Raw genomic sequence first — 14,982 nt, forward strand, 5'->3', positions numbered from 1 at the left:
GTCAACCGAAGGTGAAGGCATAGGCGCGGGCGCCGGGTGCATCGAAGCGGATCTCGAAAGTGCGTGCGCGCACCGGGCCTTGCTGGCGCACCAGCTGATAGAGGCGCTCGCCACTGGCCAGGCCGCGGCCGTCGGCGCCCACGTCCAGGCCCGCGTCGGTGCCAGGCGGCTGGCCGTCGAGGGTGATGCGGAATGGCAGCGGCTTGCCGTCAGTTGCGGGACCAAGCACGAGGTGCAGGTCGCGCGCTTGAAAGCGCAGCGCCACGCTGCCGCTGTCGCCCGACAGCTCGGCGTACTCGGGGCGCACGGTCCAGTCGCCGGCCAGCGACCACTCATTGAGCCGGGGGGTGCCACCGGCATAGCGCTTGAGGCGGTCGGGCAGGATGCCGCGGGCTGCACCGTGCCCATGGCCGAGATAGGTCTCGGGTGAGCGCACATTGGCGATGTCGGGCGCCAGGCCGATGCCGGTCGCCGCAACCTGGGCCATGCCCGCCTCCGGCGCCTTGCCAGCCTCGCGCAGCAGCTCGCGGATGACCCGCTCGGCGCGCTCATAGTCGCCCTCGCCGAGCTGCTGGTGGCGCACGCGGCCCTGGGCGTCAACGAAATACAGCGCGGGCCAGGCCTGGTTGCCAAAGGCGCGCCAGATGGTGAAGTCGTTGTCGAGCACGATGGGGTAGTCGAGCTTTCCTTCCATCGCGGCCTGGCGCACGCGCTTCACATCGCGCTCGAAGCCGAACTCAGGCGCATGCACGCCGACGACGACCAGGCCCTGGGGGCCGTATTTCTGCGACCAGGCGCGCAAGTACGGCAGGGTGCGCTGGCAGTTGATGCAGGAATAGGTCCAGAAGTCGACCAGCACGACCTTGCCGCGCAGGCCGGCGAGTGCCAGCGGCGGTGAGTTGATCCATTCGCCGCCACCGTCCAGGCGCGGGTCGGCCGAGGCGTGAGCGGTCATGAACAGGGCGAGCGCGGCGGCGACGGAGAGCCTTCTGGCGAAGTTCATGACGTGGAACTGCGGGTTGCGAAATCGATGGCGTTCATTATTATTGACCGATCGTTCAAAAACAAGTCCAATTCATTCATGGCAAGACCTTCCGAATTCGACAGGGACGAAGTCCTCCACCGCGCGATGGAGGTGTTCTGGTGCCAGGGCTTCGAGGCGACGGGCATGCCCCACCTCGTCGAGGCCATGGGCATCGGCCGTCAAAGCCTCTACAACGCCTTCGAGAGCAAGCGCGGCCTCTTCCTGGAGGCTCTGCGCCTTTACCAGGCCGAGCGCGCCAAGTCGCTGCAGAAGGTGCTGGCATCCGCGCCCTCGCCGCTGGCCGGCATCGAGACGCTGCTGACGTCCATCGCCACCTCCAGCGGCGTGGCGCGCACGCGCGGCTGCATGTCGGTCAACACCGCCGCCGAGATCGGCACCAGTGACGAAGAGGTCGCCGCCATCCTGCGCGAGGGCGCTAGGCGCTCCAAGGCCGACGTCGCCGCCGCGCTGGCGCAGGCCAAGCAGCAGGGCGAACTGCCGCCCAGCCTCGACGAGACCGCTGCCGCCGACTTCGTGCTGACCGTCATGCGTGGCTTGCGCCTGAGCGCCAAGGCGGGCGCCAGCGTCACCGAGACCCGCAATGTCGTGCGCATGGCTCTGTCGGCCTTGCGCCACTTCCAGGCCGAGGCCTGATCCAGCCACAAGCCCCGGCACCATGCGCGCCATCGAGAAAGTCGTCTACACGGCCCATACCCACACCGCCGGAGGCCGCGATGGCTGGGGCAAGTCCAGCGATGGCCAGCCTTTGACGGCGCCCACCAGCTCTGCCCCCACTCCCATGCGACGCGGGGCAATATCGACCTGCGCTTCGAGGTTCTCTAAGTCGCCAGCAGGTAGTCCACGAAGCACCTCACCCGCAGCGGCACATGCCGCTGATGCGGGTAGAGCAAGTTGAAGGGTCGCGAGCGGCCGCCGAAGGGCTTCAGCAGCTCGACGAGGCGGCCCTGGCGCAGCTCTTCCTCCACCGTGAAGCGATAGGCCTGGAAGATGCCGGCGCCGTGGCGAGCCAAGGTCACGCCGGCCAGCACATCGTCGGAGCAGCTGGTGCCGCCGGTGGTCTGGCGTTCGGCGTCCTTGCCGTCGACACGGAACAACCAGGGAATGGTGCGGCCACTGCTGGGCAGCTCGAACTGGATGCAGTCGTGCTGCGCCAGCTCGTCGAGTGACTGCGGCTCGCCACGCCGGCGCAGATAGTCGGGCGCGGCGACGAGCAACAGCTCGGCGTCCTCCAGGTGCCGCGCGATCAACGTCGAGTCGGCTGGCGCGCGCACGCGCACGGCGAGGTCATAGCCCTCGGCCGCGAAGTCGATGTTGCGGTTGCTGACGTGCACATCCACGCGGATCTCCGGGTAGCGCTCGCGGAAGGCCGGCAGGCGCGGCAGCAGGCGGTGGTGGCCATAGGTCGTCGGCACGCTGATGCGCAGCAGGCCGCTCGGCGCCGCCTGCCGGCCGCTGACCTCGCGCTCGGCCTCCATCAGCTGGTTCAGCACCTGGCGGCATTGCTCGTAATAGGCCTGGCCCGCGTCGGTGAGGCGGATCTGCCGCGTCGTGCGCACGAACAGGCGCACGCCCAACCTCTCTTCGAGGCGCGCCACCGTGCGGCTGACAGCCGCCGGCGTCACGCCCGCCGCCGTAGCCGCCGCCGTGAAGCCGCCCAGCTCCGCCGCCGCGCAGAAGAGCTCCAGGCTGCCCAGCATCAGGTCGTCGAATTGCCGATTCATGCCATCACATCATGTAAATACTGAAGTGGCCAGGATCTTATTTATTGATCACGACGTCGCCAATAGATTTGAGTCCATCGCAACCCAATGGAGTCATCCATGAACCACTCTCCTCGCACCGTCATCGTCACCGGCGCCTCCAGCGGCATCGGTCTGGCCATCGCTGCCGCCTTCCTGAAGCAGGGCGACAACGTCGTCGCCAACGGCCGCAACGCCGAGCGCCTGCAGCAGGCCGCCGTCGAACTCGGCAAGCCCGACAACCTGCTCACCGTCGCCGGCGACGTGGCCGACCCGGCCACCGGCACCCGCCTCGTACAGGCGGCCATCGAACGCTTCGGCCGCGTCGACGTGCTCGTCAACAACGCCGGCATCTTCAACGCCAAGCCCTTTGTCGACTACACGCCGGCCGAGCTGGATGCCCTCGTCGACACCAACCTCAAGGGCTTTGTCTACCCGTCGCAGGCCGCGGCCCGCCACATGGTGGAGCGCAAGGCCGGCCACATCATCAACATCACGGCCGCCATCGCGTCGCAACCCATCCAGGGCGTGCCAGCGGTGTTGCCGGTGCTGATCAAGGGCGGCATCAACCACGCCACCCGAGCCCTGGCGCTGGAGCTGGCACCGCACAACGTGCAGGTAGCCGCCGTTGCACCCGGCATCGTCGACACGCCGATGTACACGGCCGACATGCATGGCTTTTTGAACACGCTGCAGCCGGCCGGCCGCATCGCAACCGTGCAGGAGATTGCCGATGCGGTGCTCTATCTCGCCGGCGCGGCCTTCACGACCGGCGTCGTGCTGCCCGTGGATGGCGGCATGAGCTCCGGCAAATGGTGATGCCATGACCGACCGCGAAGAACTGCTGGCGCTGCTGCAGCGCTATTTCGACGGCCTCTACCGTGGCGATGTGGATCTGCTCGCGCAGGTCTTCCACTCGCAGGCGCGGCTCTACGGCGAGGTCAGCGGCCAGGTGCTGCTGCGCGACGTCGAGCCCTATCTGCAGGTGGTGGCCAAGCGGGCCAGCCCGCAAAGCCAGGGCGAGACCCAGCGCATGCAATTGCAGGCCCTGCGCATCGACGGCTCGGTCGCGCTGGCGACGGCGCGCTGCCAGATGCTGGGCTTCGACTACCTGGACCAGCTCAGCCTGCTCAAGGATGGCGGCCGCTGGTCCATCGTTGCCAAGCTCTATACCCATCAGGAGACCTGACCGTGCCCTACATCCGCATCGAGATCACCCGCGAAGGCGTGACGCTGGATCAAAAGAAGCAATTGATTGCCGAGGCGACCGACCTGATGGTCCGCGTGCTGAACAAGGATCCGGCGGCCACCTTCGTCGTCATCGACGAGGTCGACACCGACAACTGGGGCGTTGCCGGCCGCACCGTCACCGAGCTCCGGCACGAGCGGGCGGCGGTGCCAATAAAAAGATGAGGGCGCTCGCCATCGGCCGGCGAGGACCCTCATCGAAACACCAGCGGGCCACACCCGGACCACTGGCGGAGACACAGGCGATGAATCAGAAGCTGGCGCGCAGACCCACCTGGCAAGTGCGACCCGGCTCGCAGAGCGCGTACGGCGCGTTGGCCAACTGGAAGCTGGTGCGCTGCGAGGCGCGGGTCAGGTGGACGACGCCGAACATGGCCTGCCTCTGGTCAGAACTTCATCTGAGCGGTCAGCTGATAGGTACGGCCCGGATCCCAGTAGCCACGCACGGCGAGCTCTTCCTGGATGTAGGACTTCTGCGTGGCCTTGTTCAGGTTGGCAACGTCAAAGTTGAGCGACACGCCCTGCTTCCACCCCACCCAGTCGCCGATTTCGAGACGGGTCGAGAGGTCCGCCTGGTAGTAGGCCTTGTTGTACTTGAACATGGTGCCTGCCGGGATGGAATCCGTGTTCTTCGACTCGAACGGAGTCCGGGCCTGGTAACTGTTGCTCAGGCGGATGGAGCCGCGGCTGTTTTCGAAGTACACGGTCAGGTTGGCCGTATAGGGCGCCGCGCCAATCGGCACCTGGCCGCTGGTGCCTGCATCCTGCTTGGTACGGGTGTAGTTGGCGTAGAAGCCGAAGCCGTTGATCGGCAGGAAGCGGTCCAGCGACTGCGCCCAGCTCAACTCCCAGCCCTTGAGCTTCATGATGTCTTCCGTGTTGAGCGGCTGCGACAGCGGAATGTTGAACTTGTCGGGGCCGCCGGCCGCAGTCACCGCCAGGTCGATCGCGCTGCCCGCTGCGTACTGCAGCGAGTCGGCACCGAACTCTTGGCGGATCTGCGACAGCGTCATCTGGCGCACGACAGTGCGCGGGAAGTTCTTGATCTTCTTTTCGAAATAGGCCGCCGCGACATAGCTGCCCTTCTTGTCCGTGTACCACTCCCATCCAAAGTCCAGGTTCTTGGACTCGAAGGGCTTCAGCCCCGGGTTGGTGGCGGTGGCGTTGGACAGGGCCACATCATTGGACGTCGCCCTCAGCGGCTGCAGCGCCTTGGGGTCAGCACGGGTGATGGCCTTCGAAGCCGCCGCGCGGACGATCATGTCGTCAGCCAAGTTGTACGCCAGCGTGCCGCTGGGCAGGGTGTTGCTGTAGGAAGTCTGGCCCGTCGTCTCCGTGACCAGGTTCGGGTACAGGCCGCCGTTGGCCAGGCCTGCATTGCGCGGATCGGCCACGTTGCCCGTGTATGCGCCGACGCTCTGCGAGGTGCGCGTGCGGCGCAGGCCCGCGTCATAGCGCAGCAGGCGGTCGAAGACGCGCGTCTGGCCGGACACCTCGATGTAGTTGCCGAAGACGTTTTCACCGAAGTCCTGCGGAGACGCACCGCTGAGGGCGTTGCTGCCCGCGAGCTGGACCATGCCGGCGGTGATGCTGTCGTAGCTGGTGGCCCTAGCGAAGCGGCTCCAGTCAATCGTGACGAAGCCGTTGGGGCCGGGCACCAGGTACTTGGAAATGTCCGGCACGGCCGAGCCCTGATAGGCCAGCGCGGGCCCGCCAGCCGTCGCGCCCTGGCCGTAGCCAGGGTATTGCGTCGCCGGGTTGGCCGTGATCGGAATGATCGCGCAGCCATTCGGGTTGGTGTTGTTGGGCGCGTACATGCGCACGTTCAGGTTGCCGCCGCAGACGACGTTCTGCAGACGGCCATCGTCGTTGAACGGCGTGATCAGGCGGTGGTAGGTGTCATAGGCCATGCCACCCTTGAGGGTCAGGCTCTCGTCTCCCCAGGCCAGATTCCAGCGTGCACCCCTCGTCTTGATCTCACGGTCCTCACGATTGACGCTGATCTGGGCGCCCGTCGCGTTGCCGTGGTGATCCCAGGTGTAGCCGGCCGGGCTGTTCGGGTCGAAGCCGTTGGGCGTGTAGACCGGGAAATTGGCGTTGGCGCCGATCTTCACCGTGAACGGCTTGGCCGCGTCGGTCGGGACCAGGAGCGTGGGCGCGGTGCGGCTGAATTTGCTGCTGGCCTGATTGGCCTGCGCGTCCAGCGTCCACTTGTCGGAGATGCGCCATTCGAAGCCCGGGTTCACGGACGTGAAGCTGCTCCTCTCGTCCATGCGGCGGTATTCAAGGAAACCGGTGCCGTTGAGGAGGGTGCCGCCCGTCACGAAGCAGTAGACCGCGCAGTCGCTGCGGTCATAGCTCATTGCCGAAGGGATGACGGCGCTGTTGCGGACGTTGATGTCGAAGTCGACACGCTCCTGCTTGCTGGTCTTGCTGCCAGTCAGCAAATCAAGGTAGGCGTCGAAATCTGAGGTCGGGCGGAACTCGAAGCTCAGCAGGCCATTGGCACGGTTGCGCTCACCCGTGAAGTTCACCGGGCGCGGCAGGCGCGGCATGTAGCCGTTGTCCAGTTGCTGGATCGTGGCATTGGGGTTCAGCTGTTTCAGCAGCGCCATATCGACGGACTGGCCGGCTGCCAATGTCGTCGAACCATAGGTACCGGCGGCCGCAGCGGGCACAGTCGTCGGGATGCCCCAGGCACCGTTGGTGGTTGAGGTACCCGCGCCGGTCTGCAAAGGGTTGGTCAGACGGGGCGTGACCCAGTCGGTGCCGTCCTCGAAGCCGCGCGTGGTGATCTTGTTGCGGGCGAAGGACACGCCGGCCAGCACGCCGAAGGTGTCGCCGAACGTCGTGCTGTAGAGCGCCGTGCCGCGCGTGCTGGGCTTGGGCGCGGGGTCGTTCTTGGCCAGTTGCAGCTTGACGGTGCCGCGCGTGCCGGCCTTGTCGAATGGGCGGGCGTTGCGCATGTTCACGACGCCGGCGATAGCGCCTTCCAGCATCCCGGCCGTGGGGCTCTTGGACACCGTGATGCGCGAGAACAGGTCGCCCGGCATGAAGTCCAGGTCGACTTCGCGGTTGGCGCTACCGGCACTGCTGAAGCTCGTGGAGGCCGATGCGACGGGGTTACCGTTCATCAGGATGCGCGTGAAGTTGGAACCCAGGCCGCGGACCTGGATGTTCAAACCCTCACCCGTCACGTCGCGGTTCACCTGGACGCCGGGGATGCGCGAGATCGACTCGGCGAGGTTGTTGTCCGGGAACTTGCCGATGTCTTCGGCGTGGATCGAGTCCGACAGGCCGATGTTCTCGCGCTTCGAAAGCGCCGAGGCAGCCAACGAGCTGCGGATGCCGGTCACGACGACCGTCTCCAGTTGCTGGGCCGATGGTGCCGGCGCGGTCTGCGCATACGCCTGCGTGATCAGGCTGGCCAGCAGCGTAGTGCCCAGGGCCAGCTGTCGATCCAGGCGGGCGCGGCGGCGCGGCCGCGAATTGGTCTTGATCATCTTGTCTCCTGATTGGTTCTATGACGCCGCCACCACCAAAATGGTAGCGCGCACATTTTCAATTTACGTCCATAGGAAACCTCAGTCAACGAGGGTGTGTACTAATGTATTAGTGAGCTGCGAGACAGAAAGGCGGCTAAGAATTGCAAGGTGATCGAACATTGGATAGCGCTCTCAGGCTTGTCGGCCGACGGGCCAGACCGCGCCCCGTCAGCCGCGCCAAGACGCATCAAGCCCGCGATGACAATGGCGCCCAGCCTCCGCGCGCCAACGGCAGATTTGGCTCGCCCCTCGAGATGAACACCACGCTAGATCCCACCCGCCATGCGGCGCCCCAGGTCGTCGAAGCGCTTCGCGCCGCCATCATTTCGCTGGAACTGGCGCCAGGGAGCGCCCTCGACCGCGCCGAGCTGGCCCAGAGCTTCGGCGTCAGCCAGACGCCCGTGCGCGACGCGCTCATGCGGCTCAGCGAGGAAGGCCTGGTGCTCATCCGCGCCCAGTACACGACCCAGGTCACCCGTATCGACGTGCCGGCGGCCCGCGAGGCGCATTTCCTGCGCCGCTCCATCGAAATCGAAATCGCACGCCTGCTGGCACTCTCGCACGACCAGGCAGTGATCGACGACCTGCGAGCCCAACTGGCGCGCCAGGTGGGCCTCGCCGCCAGCAAGGACTATCCCGCCTTCATTGCGGCCGACAAGGAGTTCCACCGGTTGATGTACGTCGCCGCCGGCCTGCCGCGGCTGTGGTCGGTGGTGACGCGCATGTCGGGCCACATCGACCGGCTGCGGCTGCTGCACGCGCCGAGCGAGGGCAAGGCCGAGTCCATCCTGGCCGGCCACCTGGCCATCCTGCAAGCCATCGAATCGGGTGACGCGCAAGGCGCGCAACAGGCCGTGCGCGAGCACCTGTCGGGCACGCTGGCCTCGGTGGAAGAGATCCAGCAACGCTACCCCGAGTACCTCATCCTCTCTTGAAGCGCCGCCCGCTTCGCCCCCCGCTTGGCAGGCGCAATCGGTAGCGCTCACAATTCGGGCCGCCTCCCTACCGCACCGCGAGCCGCATGACCCCGACCGACCCCAGCTTCCTTCCCGCCGACGCCGAAGGCGCCCTGGTGGACATCTCCGCCCAAGCCGCCACGACGGCCCATGGCGTCGGCGCGCTGATGAAGCACTTGCGGAGCCGCGCACGATGACGCGCCGACTGCGCTCCCAGGACTGGTTCGACAACCCCGATCACATCGACATGACGGCGCTCTATCTGGAGCGCTTCATGAACTACGGCCTCACGCCGCAGGAGCTGCGCTCGGGCCGGCCCATCATCGGCATCGCCCAGAGCGGCAGCGACCTGAGCCCCTGCAACCGCATCCATCTGGAGCTGGCGAAGCGCGTGCGCGATGGCATTCGCGACGCGGGTGGCATCGCGATGGAGTTCCCTCTGCATCCCATCTTCGAGAACTGCCGCCGCCCCACCGCGGCGCTGGACCGCAACCTGGCCTACCTCGGCCTCGTCGAGATCCTGCACGGCTACCCGCTGGACGCCGTCGTGTTGACGACCGGCTGCGACAAGACGACGCCGGCGCAGGTCATGGCAGCAAGCACCGTCGACATCCCGGCCATCGTGCTGTCCGGCGGCCCGATGCTGGACGGCTGGTTCGAGGGGCAGCTCGTCGGCTCCGGCGCCGCCATCTGGGCCGGCCGCCGGCGGCTCGCGGCGGGCGAGATCGACGAAGAGACCTTCATCGAGATTGCTGCGGCCTCCGCGCCCTCGGCCGGCCACTGCAACACCATGGGCACGGCCTCGACGATGAATGCGCTGGCCGAGTGCCTGGGGCTGTCGCTGACCGGCTGCTCGGCCATCCCGGCGCCCTACCGCGAGCGCGGCCAGATGGCCTATGAGACGGGCCGGCGCATCGTCGACATGGCGCGCGAGGACCTGCGGCCGTCGAAGATCCTCAGCCGCGACGCCTTTCTCGACGCCATCGTCGTCAACGCGGCCATCGGCGGCTCGACCAACGCCCAGCCGCACCTGATGGCCATGGCCCGCCATGCCGGCATCGAGCTGACAGCTGCCGACTGGACCGAGGTGGGCCAGCACGTGCCGCTGCTGCTGAACATGCAGCCGGCCGGCCAGTTCCTCGGTGAGCGCTTCCACCGCGCCGGCGGCGTGCCGGCCGTCATGTGGGAGCTGAAGCGGGCCGGCCTGCTGCGCACCATCCGGCCGACGGTGACCGGCCACACGATGGCCGCCAATCTCGACGGCCGCGAGACGCAGGACCGTGAAGTCATCTACCCGGTCAGCGCACCGCTGAAGCCCGATGCCGGCTTCGTCGTGTTGAGCGGCAACCTGTTCGACTTCGCCATCCTGAAGGCCAGCGTCATCTCGGCAACGTTCCGCGAGCGCTACCTGAAGGACGGCGCTTTTGAGTGCCGGGCCATCGTCTTCGACAGCCCCGACGACTATCACACGCGCATCAACGACCCTGCGCTTGGCATCGATGAGGGCTGCATCCTCGTCATGCGCGGCGCCGGGCCGATGGGGTGGCCGGGCTCCGCCGAGGTCGTCAACATGCAGCCACCGGACGCGCTGATCCGGCGCGGCGTGATGAGCTTGCCCACGCTGGGCGACGGCCGCCAGTCGGGCACGTCGGACAGCCCCTCCATCGTGCACGCCTCGCCCGAGAGCGCCATCGGCGGTGGGCTGGCCTGGCTGCGCACGGGCGATGTCATCCGCGTCGACCTGATCGCGGGCCGCTGCGACGCGCTGCTCAGTGATGAGGAGCTGGCGCGCCGCCGCGCTGAAGATGCGCCACCTGCGGTACCGCCAAGCCAGACACCGTGGCAGGAGATCTATCGCTCAACGGTGGGGCAGCTGTCGACCGGCGCCTGCCTGGAACTCGCCGTGCCCTATCGCGCCGTGATCGACACGCCACCGCGGCACAACCATTAGGGCCTGCTAACACTACGGCAATGGGTCGCGAAGGCCTTCCGCCAGGGGTCAATCAAGGCGCGGCACGCCGCTCGCACTCGGGTGCGAGCCAGTGACGCAACGCCGAGTGGCCCCTGGCGGAGGGCCTTCCCTTCGGGTTGTGGCCAGAAAAGCCGCGTCCAGCGTTGCAAATGCTCGCCGGGTGTGCAACCCGGCTCCGCTTTGCGCCTTGCTCGCGGCTTTTCTGGCCACAACGCGACCCGTTGCCGTAGCGTTAACAGGCCCTGTGTGGTCACGCCGGGCAAAGTGCATTAAAGTGATATCTCCTTTTTCTGAGGTATCGCCATGCCCGTCCTCGAACAGCTCTCTCGTCTCGAACTGCCGGCTCGCGCGTTCAGCGGCTTCGTGCCCATTGCCTGCAGCCTGGGCGGGGCGGCAGCGGCGGCGGCGCTGTTCGTGTGGTCCCTAGGCAACCTGGCGCTGATGGTGCTGACCGTGCTCCTCTTCGCGGCCAGTTTGCTCATGCTGATCGGGATCTACATGCAGGAGCCCAACGAGGCGCGAATCCTGACGCTGTTCGGCCGTTATGTCGGCACCGACCGCCATGAAGGCCTTCGCTGGGCCAACCCGTTCGCGATGCGGGAGCGCATCTCGCTGCGCGCGCGCAATCTGAACGCGCCGCACATCAAGGTCAACGACAAGCGCGGCAACCCTATCGAAATCAGCGCCGCCATCGTCTGGCGCGTGCAGGACACGGCGCGCGCCGTCTTCGAGGTGGACAAGTTCGAAACCTACGTCGGCGTGCAGGCCGAGACGGCCATTCGCCATCTGGCCACACAGTTCGCCTACGACGACGGCGAGGACCTGGACCCCGACGAAACGACGCTGCGCGCCGGCCAGGACGAGGTCGTCAAGGCGCTGGTCGCCGAACTGCAGGAGCGCTGCGCCCAGGCCGGCGTGACGGTGTTGGAGGCCAAGATCACCCACCTCGCCTACGCCCCGGAAATCGCTCAGGTGATGCTGCGCCGCCAGCAGGCCGAGGCCATCATCAGCGCACGCAAGAAGATCGTGCAGGGCGCGGTGACGATGGTGGAGGAGGCGCTGCGCGGGTTGTCGGAGCGCGAGATCGTCGTGCTGGACGACGAGCGCAAGGCGGCCATGGTGTCCAACCTGCTCGTCGTGCTGTGCTCGGACAAGGATGCCCAACCCATCATCAACGCTGGCACGCTGTACGCCTGAGCGCGCCGCGGCATGGCCAGCCCCGACAAGAAGGCCTTCGCGTTGCGGGTGGACCCGGCGCTGTGGGCACAAATCGAACGCTTGGCAGCACAGGAGCTGCGCTCGGCCAATGCGCAGGTCGAAGTGCTGCTGCGCGAGGCGCTGGCGCGGCGCGGCATCAAGCCGGCTGCCAGCCCGGCGCCGCGGCGAGGGCGGCCACCCAACGAGCCGGGCGACACCGGCCAAGGGTAGACGCGCTCACGTCGAGACGGCTATATCCGGCCCATAAAGAACAGCACGAGCACGATCAGCAAAACCAGGCCGATCCCTCCCGTTGGCCCATAGCCCCAGCCGCGGCTATGGGGCCACGCCGGGATGGCGCCGAGCAGAAGAAGGATCAGCACGACGAGCAGAATGGCACCTAGACTCATGGCGGTCTCCTTGGTAGTTGGGGCTCACGATTCAACGGCGCTGAAGCGCCTTGAACCTGTGCCGACTCTCCTCGCAAGGCCGATCCGCAGGTGTAGGACTTGACCGCGCAACCGGCTAGCCCGATGCCGGCTCAGGACTTGCGCCATCGCACGGCCGCGCTCAGGTCTCCAGCCGACCCTTCAACGCGGCATGGTCGGCCGCCAGCGGCGTCACGCTGGCCGCAGCCGCCAGCGCGCCCAGCGCCTGCCGGCGCAGCGCCTCGCCATCCACCGGCTTCAGTGCCACCAGCCAGGCGGCCGCCTCGGCCCAGGCCAGCCGCGCCGGGCGACCCAGGCTGGGGTCATCGAACAGCGGCTGCAGCCGGGCCAGGGCCTCACGCAGTTGCGCTTGCGCGCCGGGCTTGTGAAGCTCGGCCAGCAGGGCGCCGTACACCGCTTGCAGGGCACTCCAGCGCAGTTCGGCCGTGGGATTGGGCGCGGTGCCGGGCGACGCCTTCCACGCGGCCAGGCCCTGCTCGACCACTGCCAGCGCCTGCCCAGGCCGGCCATTGCGCCAGAGCGCGAGACCATGCTGGGCGGCCAGCGTCCGCGGCAACTGGACCCATTTGCTCTGCGGGCCCTCCTGCCGGGCCAGGCGCTCGTTCTCGGTCCAGGCCAGGGTCGAGGCCTCGAGCGCTGCGGCCCATTCGCCACGGCGCAGTTGCACAAGCGACAGGGTATTGGCCTCTTGCAGCAGGCCATCGTGCCAGGCGATGTTGGCGGGCTCGGCCTCGACATTGGCGCGGCGCAACGGCATCGCGGCCTGCAGCTGGGCCAGCGCGTCGTCGAGCCGGTCCAGGCGCAGCAGCGTCAGCGCGCGGGATGCCAGAGCGACGCCGAGCTGGTGGCGGAGGTAGACCTCGGTCTTCATCTCGCCGGGTGCGGCGCGACGGTCGCTCTCGGCATGCATGGCGGTGTCGGCCAGCAGTTCGCGGTAGACCGGCTCGGCCTTGGCGTACAGGGCCAGGGCTTCGTCAAGCTGGCCTGCCGCGCTCAGCGTCTGCCCGAGGCTCAGGGTGGTGTTGGCCAGCTCCACGCCCAGGGCTGCGCGGCCCAGCACGTCGTCCCTGGCAAACGGGCGTGCCTGTTCAAGGCGCTGGAGGATGAGCCGGCTGTTGGTCACCGCACGCTCGCGCTGGCCGGTGTTGCGCAGCCGAACCGACTGCACCTGCAGCGCGCGGGCATGCCACTGCGCAAAACGCCAGTCGTGATGCTGGCTGGCCCACAGGCGCTCGCCCAGCTCGACGGCGCGCTGGGCCATCGCGTCGGTCTGGGCACCGAGTTCGGCCGTGCCAGTGGTGTCATTGCCCAACAACTCGGCGCGGCGAGCGAGGATGGCGGCGCTGAGCGCCTGCAGGTCGCCATCGGGCTGTTCGCCCTGCACCAGGGGGTCGAGCGCGGCGAGGGTCTGTGCCAGCAGCGCATCCTGGGCCTTGCTGCCGCCGGGCAGGTAGGCGATCGCATCGCCGAAGCGGAACACCAGATCGGCCGTGATGCCCTTGACCGCCGTCAGCCGCAACTCGGCCGCCGCGCGCGCTTGGCCGGCCACGTGTGCCTGCCAGGACGCCGCCGCCAGGCCCCCGGCCAGAGCCAGCACGACGCCCAGACCCAAGGCCACCGGCAGGCGGTTGCGCCGCACGAACTTGGACAACAAGTAGCCGCGGCTGGGCGCGCGGGCGCTGACCGGGTAGCCCGCAAGCGTGGCGCGCAGGTCGGCGGCGAACTGCTCGACGCTGGCATAGCGGCGGCCCACGTCCTTCTCCAGCGCCTTGAGCAGGATGTTGTCGAGATCGCCCTTGAGGCGCTGCCGGGTGATCAGCCAGGCCTGAGCATCGGGCGCCGCAGCGTCGGGGCTGCTCAGCTGCGAGGGACGGGTCGGCGCTTCGTCGAGCACCGCGCGCGCGGCCTCGGCGGGGCCGCGCGCATTGCGGCCGTAAGGACGCTGGCCAGTCAGCAATTGGTAGAGCAGCACGCCCAGCGAGTAGACATCGGTACCCGTGCCCACCGGCTCGGCGCGCACCTGCTCGGGGCTGGCGTAGTTGGGCGTGAAGGGGCGGACGGCGCCAAGGGTGCTGTCGTTCCCTTGCGCCTCGGCCGGGTCGAGCGCCTTGGCGATGCCGAAGTCGAGCAGCTTGACCTGTCCGTCGTACGTGACGAGCACGTTGCCGGGCTTGAGGTCGCGGTGCACGAGCAGGTTGCGGTGAGCGTGGGCAACGGCGTCGGCCAGTTGCAGGAAGAGCGCGAGGCGCGCGTCGATGGGCCGTGAGCGCGCCGCCTCATCGATGGGCAGGCCATCGATGAACTCCATGACGAAATAGGGCAGCCCGTCGGCGCTGAGACCGGCGTCGAAGAGCTGGGCGATGTGCGGGTGATGCAGCCGCGCCAACGCCTGGCGCTCCTGCGCGAAGCGCTGCAGCACGGCGTCGCTGTCCATGCCCCGCTTGATCACCTTGATGGCCGCGCGGCCCTCGAAGCTGCCGTCAGCGCGACGCGCCTCGTACACCTCGCCCATGCCGCCGCTGCCGATGCTGCGCACGACGGCCCAGGCACCGAAACGCTCGCCGTCGCGGGACAGGCTGGCGGCCACGCTCTCGGCGATGGGCCGCGATAGCAGCGGATCGCCGTCGGTGTGGTCGGCGTGATGGGCGAGCAGCGAGTGCAGCTCGGCCTTCATCGCGGCGCTCACGGGCAGCGCGTCGACATGCGCCGCACGCTCGGCCGCAGGCAGCGCCACCGCCTCATCGAAGAGGCTTCGCAGGGCGGCCCAGTCGGCGGGCGTGGGGGTGGGGGTGGTCATCGGCGGGCTCGGGGTGGGCGGTGGCGACGCGACT

Annotated in this window: 15 protein-coding genes; 9 read left to right on the plus strand and 6 right to left on the minus strand. The window is 67.9% G+C overall.

Annotation, left to right across the window (positions count from 1 at the left end; genetic code table 11):
- Position 1: 1 nt before the first annotated feature.
- Positions 2-1,003 (minus strand): thioredoxin family protein, encoded by a 1,002-nt coding sequence (locus ACXJKM_RS11145; RefSeq protein WP_457352355.1) that lies wholly within the window; start codon positions 1,001-1,003, stop codon positions 2-4.
- 78 nt (positions 1,004-1,081) lie between these two features.
- On the opposite strand from ACXJKM_RS11145, the gene ACXJKM_RS11150 reads away from it, so the two are divergent.
- Positions 1,082-1,678, plus strand: coding sequence for a TetR/AcrR family transcriptional regulator (locus ACXJKM_RS11150; protein WP_162247872.1), 597 nt, complete (start codon positions 1,082-1,084; stop codon positions 1,676-1,678).
- 185 nt (positions 1,679-1,863) lie between these two features.
- Here ACXJKM_RS11150 and ACXJKM_RS11155 read toward each other — a convergent pair whose 3' ends face one another.
- Positions 1,864-2,766, minus strand: a complete 903-nt coding sequence (locus ACXJKM_RS11155) for a LysR family transcriptional regulator (protein WP_056204737.1) — start codon at positions 2,764-2,766, stop codon at positions 1,864-1,866.
- Between the two features lie 99 nt (positions 2,767-2,865).
- Here ACXJKM_RS11155 and ACXJKM_RS11160 point away from each other — a divergent pair, with 99 nt between their 5' ends.
- Genes ACXJKM_RS11160 through ACXJKM_RS11170 form a run of 3 tightly spaced genes read left to right on the plus strand, consistent with a single transcriptional unit; the run spans position 2,866 to position 4,197 of the window.
- Positions 2,866-3,603: an SDR family NAD(P)-dependent oxidoreductase gene (locus tag ACXJKM_RS11160; RefSeq protein WP_200955355.1), complete on the plus strand. Its 738-nt coding sequence runs from the start codon at positions 2,866-2,868 to the stop codon at positions 3,601-3,603.
- Between the two features lie 4 nt (positions 3,604-3,607).
- Complete coding sequence (locus tag ACXJKM_RS11165) at positions 3,608-3,973, plus strand: nuclear transport factor 2 family protein (RefSeq protein ID WP_056204741.1); 366 nt, start codon at positions 3,608-3,610, stop codon at positions 3,971-3,973.
- A gap of 2 nt (positions 3,974-3,975) precedes the next feature.
- A complete protein-coding gene (locus tag ACXJKM_RS11170; RefSeq protein WP_056204744.1) occupies positions 3,976-4,197 on the plus strand; it encodes a tautomerase family protein in 222 nt (73 codons plus the stop codon).
- 85 nt (positions 4,198-4,282) lie between these two features.
- Here the strand turns inward: ACXJKM_RS11170 and ACXJKM_RS11175 are convergent, their stop codons facing one another.
- Both ACXJKM_RS11175 and ACXJKM_RS11180 read right to left on the minus strand, forming a co-directional pair.
- The gene (locus ACXJKM_RS11175; RefSeq protein ID WP_268795294.1) at positions 4,283-4,405 is read right to left on the minus strand and encodes a hypothetical protein; all 123 of its coding nucleotides are present in this window, start codon (positions 4,403-4,405) and stop codon (positions 4,283-4,285) included.
- 13 nt (positions 4,406-4,418) lie between these two features.
- Positions 4,419-7,535, minus strand: coding sequence for a TonB-dependent receptor (locus ACXJKM_RS11180; protein WP_056204747.1), 3,117 nt, complete (start codon positions 7,533-7,535; stop codon positions 4,419-4,421).
- 296 nt (positions 7,536-7,831) lie between these two features.
- Here ACXJKM_RS11180 and ACXJKM_RS11185 point away from each other — a divergent pair, with 296 nt between their 5' ends.
- The 5 genes from ACXJKM_RS11185 (at position 7,832) to ACXJKM_RS11205 (ending at position 11,933) form a co-directional block, all read left to right on the plus strand.
- Entirely contained in the window at positions 7,832-8,512 is a 681-nt protein-coding gene (locus tag ACXJKM_RS11185) for a GntR family transcriptional regulator (protein ID WP_056204750.1), read from the plus strand.
- 86 nt (positions 8,513-8,598) lie between these two features.
- A complete protein-coding gene (locus tag ACXJKM_RS11190; protein WP_268795295.1) occupies positions 8,599-8,730 on the plus strand; it encodes a hypothetical protein in 132 nt (43 codons plus the stop codon).
- Complete coding sequence (locus tag ACXJKM_RS11195; RefSeq protein ID WP_457352359.1) at positions 8,727-10,484, plus strand: IlvD/Edd family dehydratase; 1,758 nt, start codon at positions 8,727-8,729, stop codon at positions 10,482-10,484. Before ACXJKM_RS11190 ends, ACXJKM_RS11195 begins: the two co-directional genes overlap by 4 nt.
- 324 nt (positions 10,485-10,808) lie before the next feature.
- Entirely contained in the window at positions 10,809-11,702 is an 894-nt protein-coding gene (locus ACXJKM_RS11200; protein WP_457352361.1) for an SPFH domain-containing protein, read from the plus strand.
- A gap of 12 nt (positions 11,703-11,714) precedes the next feature.
- Positions 11,715-11,933 (plus strand): hypothetical protein, encoded by a 219-nt coding sequence (locus tag ACXJKM_RS11205; RefSeq protein WP_056204755.1) that lies wholly within the window; start codon positions 11,715-11,717, stop codon positions 11,931-11,933.
- Positions 11,934-11,953: 20 nt separating this feature from the next.
- Here ACXJKM_RS11205 and ACXJKM_RS11210 read toward each other — a convergent pair whose 3' ends face one another.
- Both ACXJKM_RS11210 and ACXJKM_RS11215 read right to left on the minus strand, forming a co-directional pair.
- Entirely contained in the window at positions 11,954-12,112 is a 159-nt protein-coding gene (locus ACXJKM_RS11210; protein WP_082533047.1) for a DUF3309 family protein, read from the minus strand.
- 160 nt (positions 12,113-12,272) lie between these two features.
- Positions 12,273-14,948, minus strand: a complete 2,676-nt coding sequence (locus ACXJKM_RS11215; protein ID WP_457352363.1) for a serine/threonine-protein kinase — start codon at positions 14,946-14,948, stop codon at positions 12,273-12,275.
- Positions 14,949-14,982 lie beyond the last annotated feature (34 nt).

The organism is Roseateles sp. P5_D6, from assembly GCF_054049415.1.

Bases quoted from the DNA above. Each gene is read 5' to 3' on its own strand.
- ACXJKM_RS11200 (WP_457352361.1), top strand. From the start codon at position 10,809: ATGCCCGTCCTCGAACAGCTCTCTCGTCTCGAACTGCCGGCTCGCGCG.
- ACXJKM_RS11150 (WP_162247872.1), top strand. From the start codon at position 1,082: ATGGCAAGACCTTCCGAATTCGACAGGGACGAAGTCCTCCACCGCGCG.
- ACXJKM_RS11165 (WP_056204741.1), top strand. From the start codon at position 3,608: ATGACCGACCGCGAAGAACTGCTGGCGCTGCTGCAGCGCTATTTCGAC.
- ACXJKM_RS11205 (WP_056204755.1), top strand. From the start codon at position 11,715: ATGGCCAGCCCCGACAAGAAGGCCTTCGCGTTGCGGGTGGACCCGGCG.
- ACXJKM_RS11180 (WP_056204747.1), bottom strand. From the start codon at position 7,535: ATGATCAAGACCAATTCGCGGCCGCGCCGCCGCGCCCGCCTGGATCGA.
- ACXJKM_RS11215 (WP_457352363.1), bottom strand. From the start codon at position 14,948: ATGACCACCCCCACCCCCACGCCCGCCGACTGGGCCGCCCTGCGAAGC.
- ACXJKM_RS11210 (WP_082533047.1), bottom strand. From the start codon at position 12,112: ATGAGTCTAGGTGCCATTCTGCTCGTCGTGCTGATCCTTCTTCTGCTC.
- ACXJKM_RS11190 (WP_268795295.1), top strand. From the start codon at position 8,599: ATGACCCCGACCGACCCCAGCTTCCTTCCCGCCGACGCCGAAGGCGCC.
- ACXJKM_RS11195 (WP_457352359.1), top strand. From the start codon at position 8,727: ATGACGCGCCGACTGCGCTCCCAGGACTGGTTCGACAACCCCGATCAC.
- ACXJKM_RS11175 (WP_268795294.1), bottom strand. From the start codon at position 4,405: ATGTTCGGCGTCGTCCACCTGACCCGCGCCTCGCAGCGCACCAGCTTC.
- ACXJKM_RS11155 (WP_056204737.1), bottom strand. From the start codon at position 2,766: ATGAATCGGCAATTCGACGACCTGATGCTGGGCAGCCTGGAGCTCTTC.
- ACXJKM_RS11160 (WP_200955355.1), top strand. From the start codon at position 2,866: ATGAACCACTCTCCTCGCACCGTCATCGTCACCGGCGCCTCCAGCGGC.
- ACXJKM_RS11145 (WP_457352355.1), bottom strand. From the start codon at position 1,003: ATGAACTTCGCCAGAAGGCTCTCCGTCGCCGCCGCGCTCGCCCTGTTC.
- ACXJKM_RS11185 (WP_056204750.1), top strand. From the start codon at position 7,832: ATGAACACCACGCTAGATCCCACCCGCCATGCGGCGCCCCAGGTCGTC.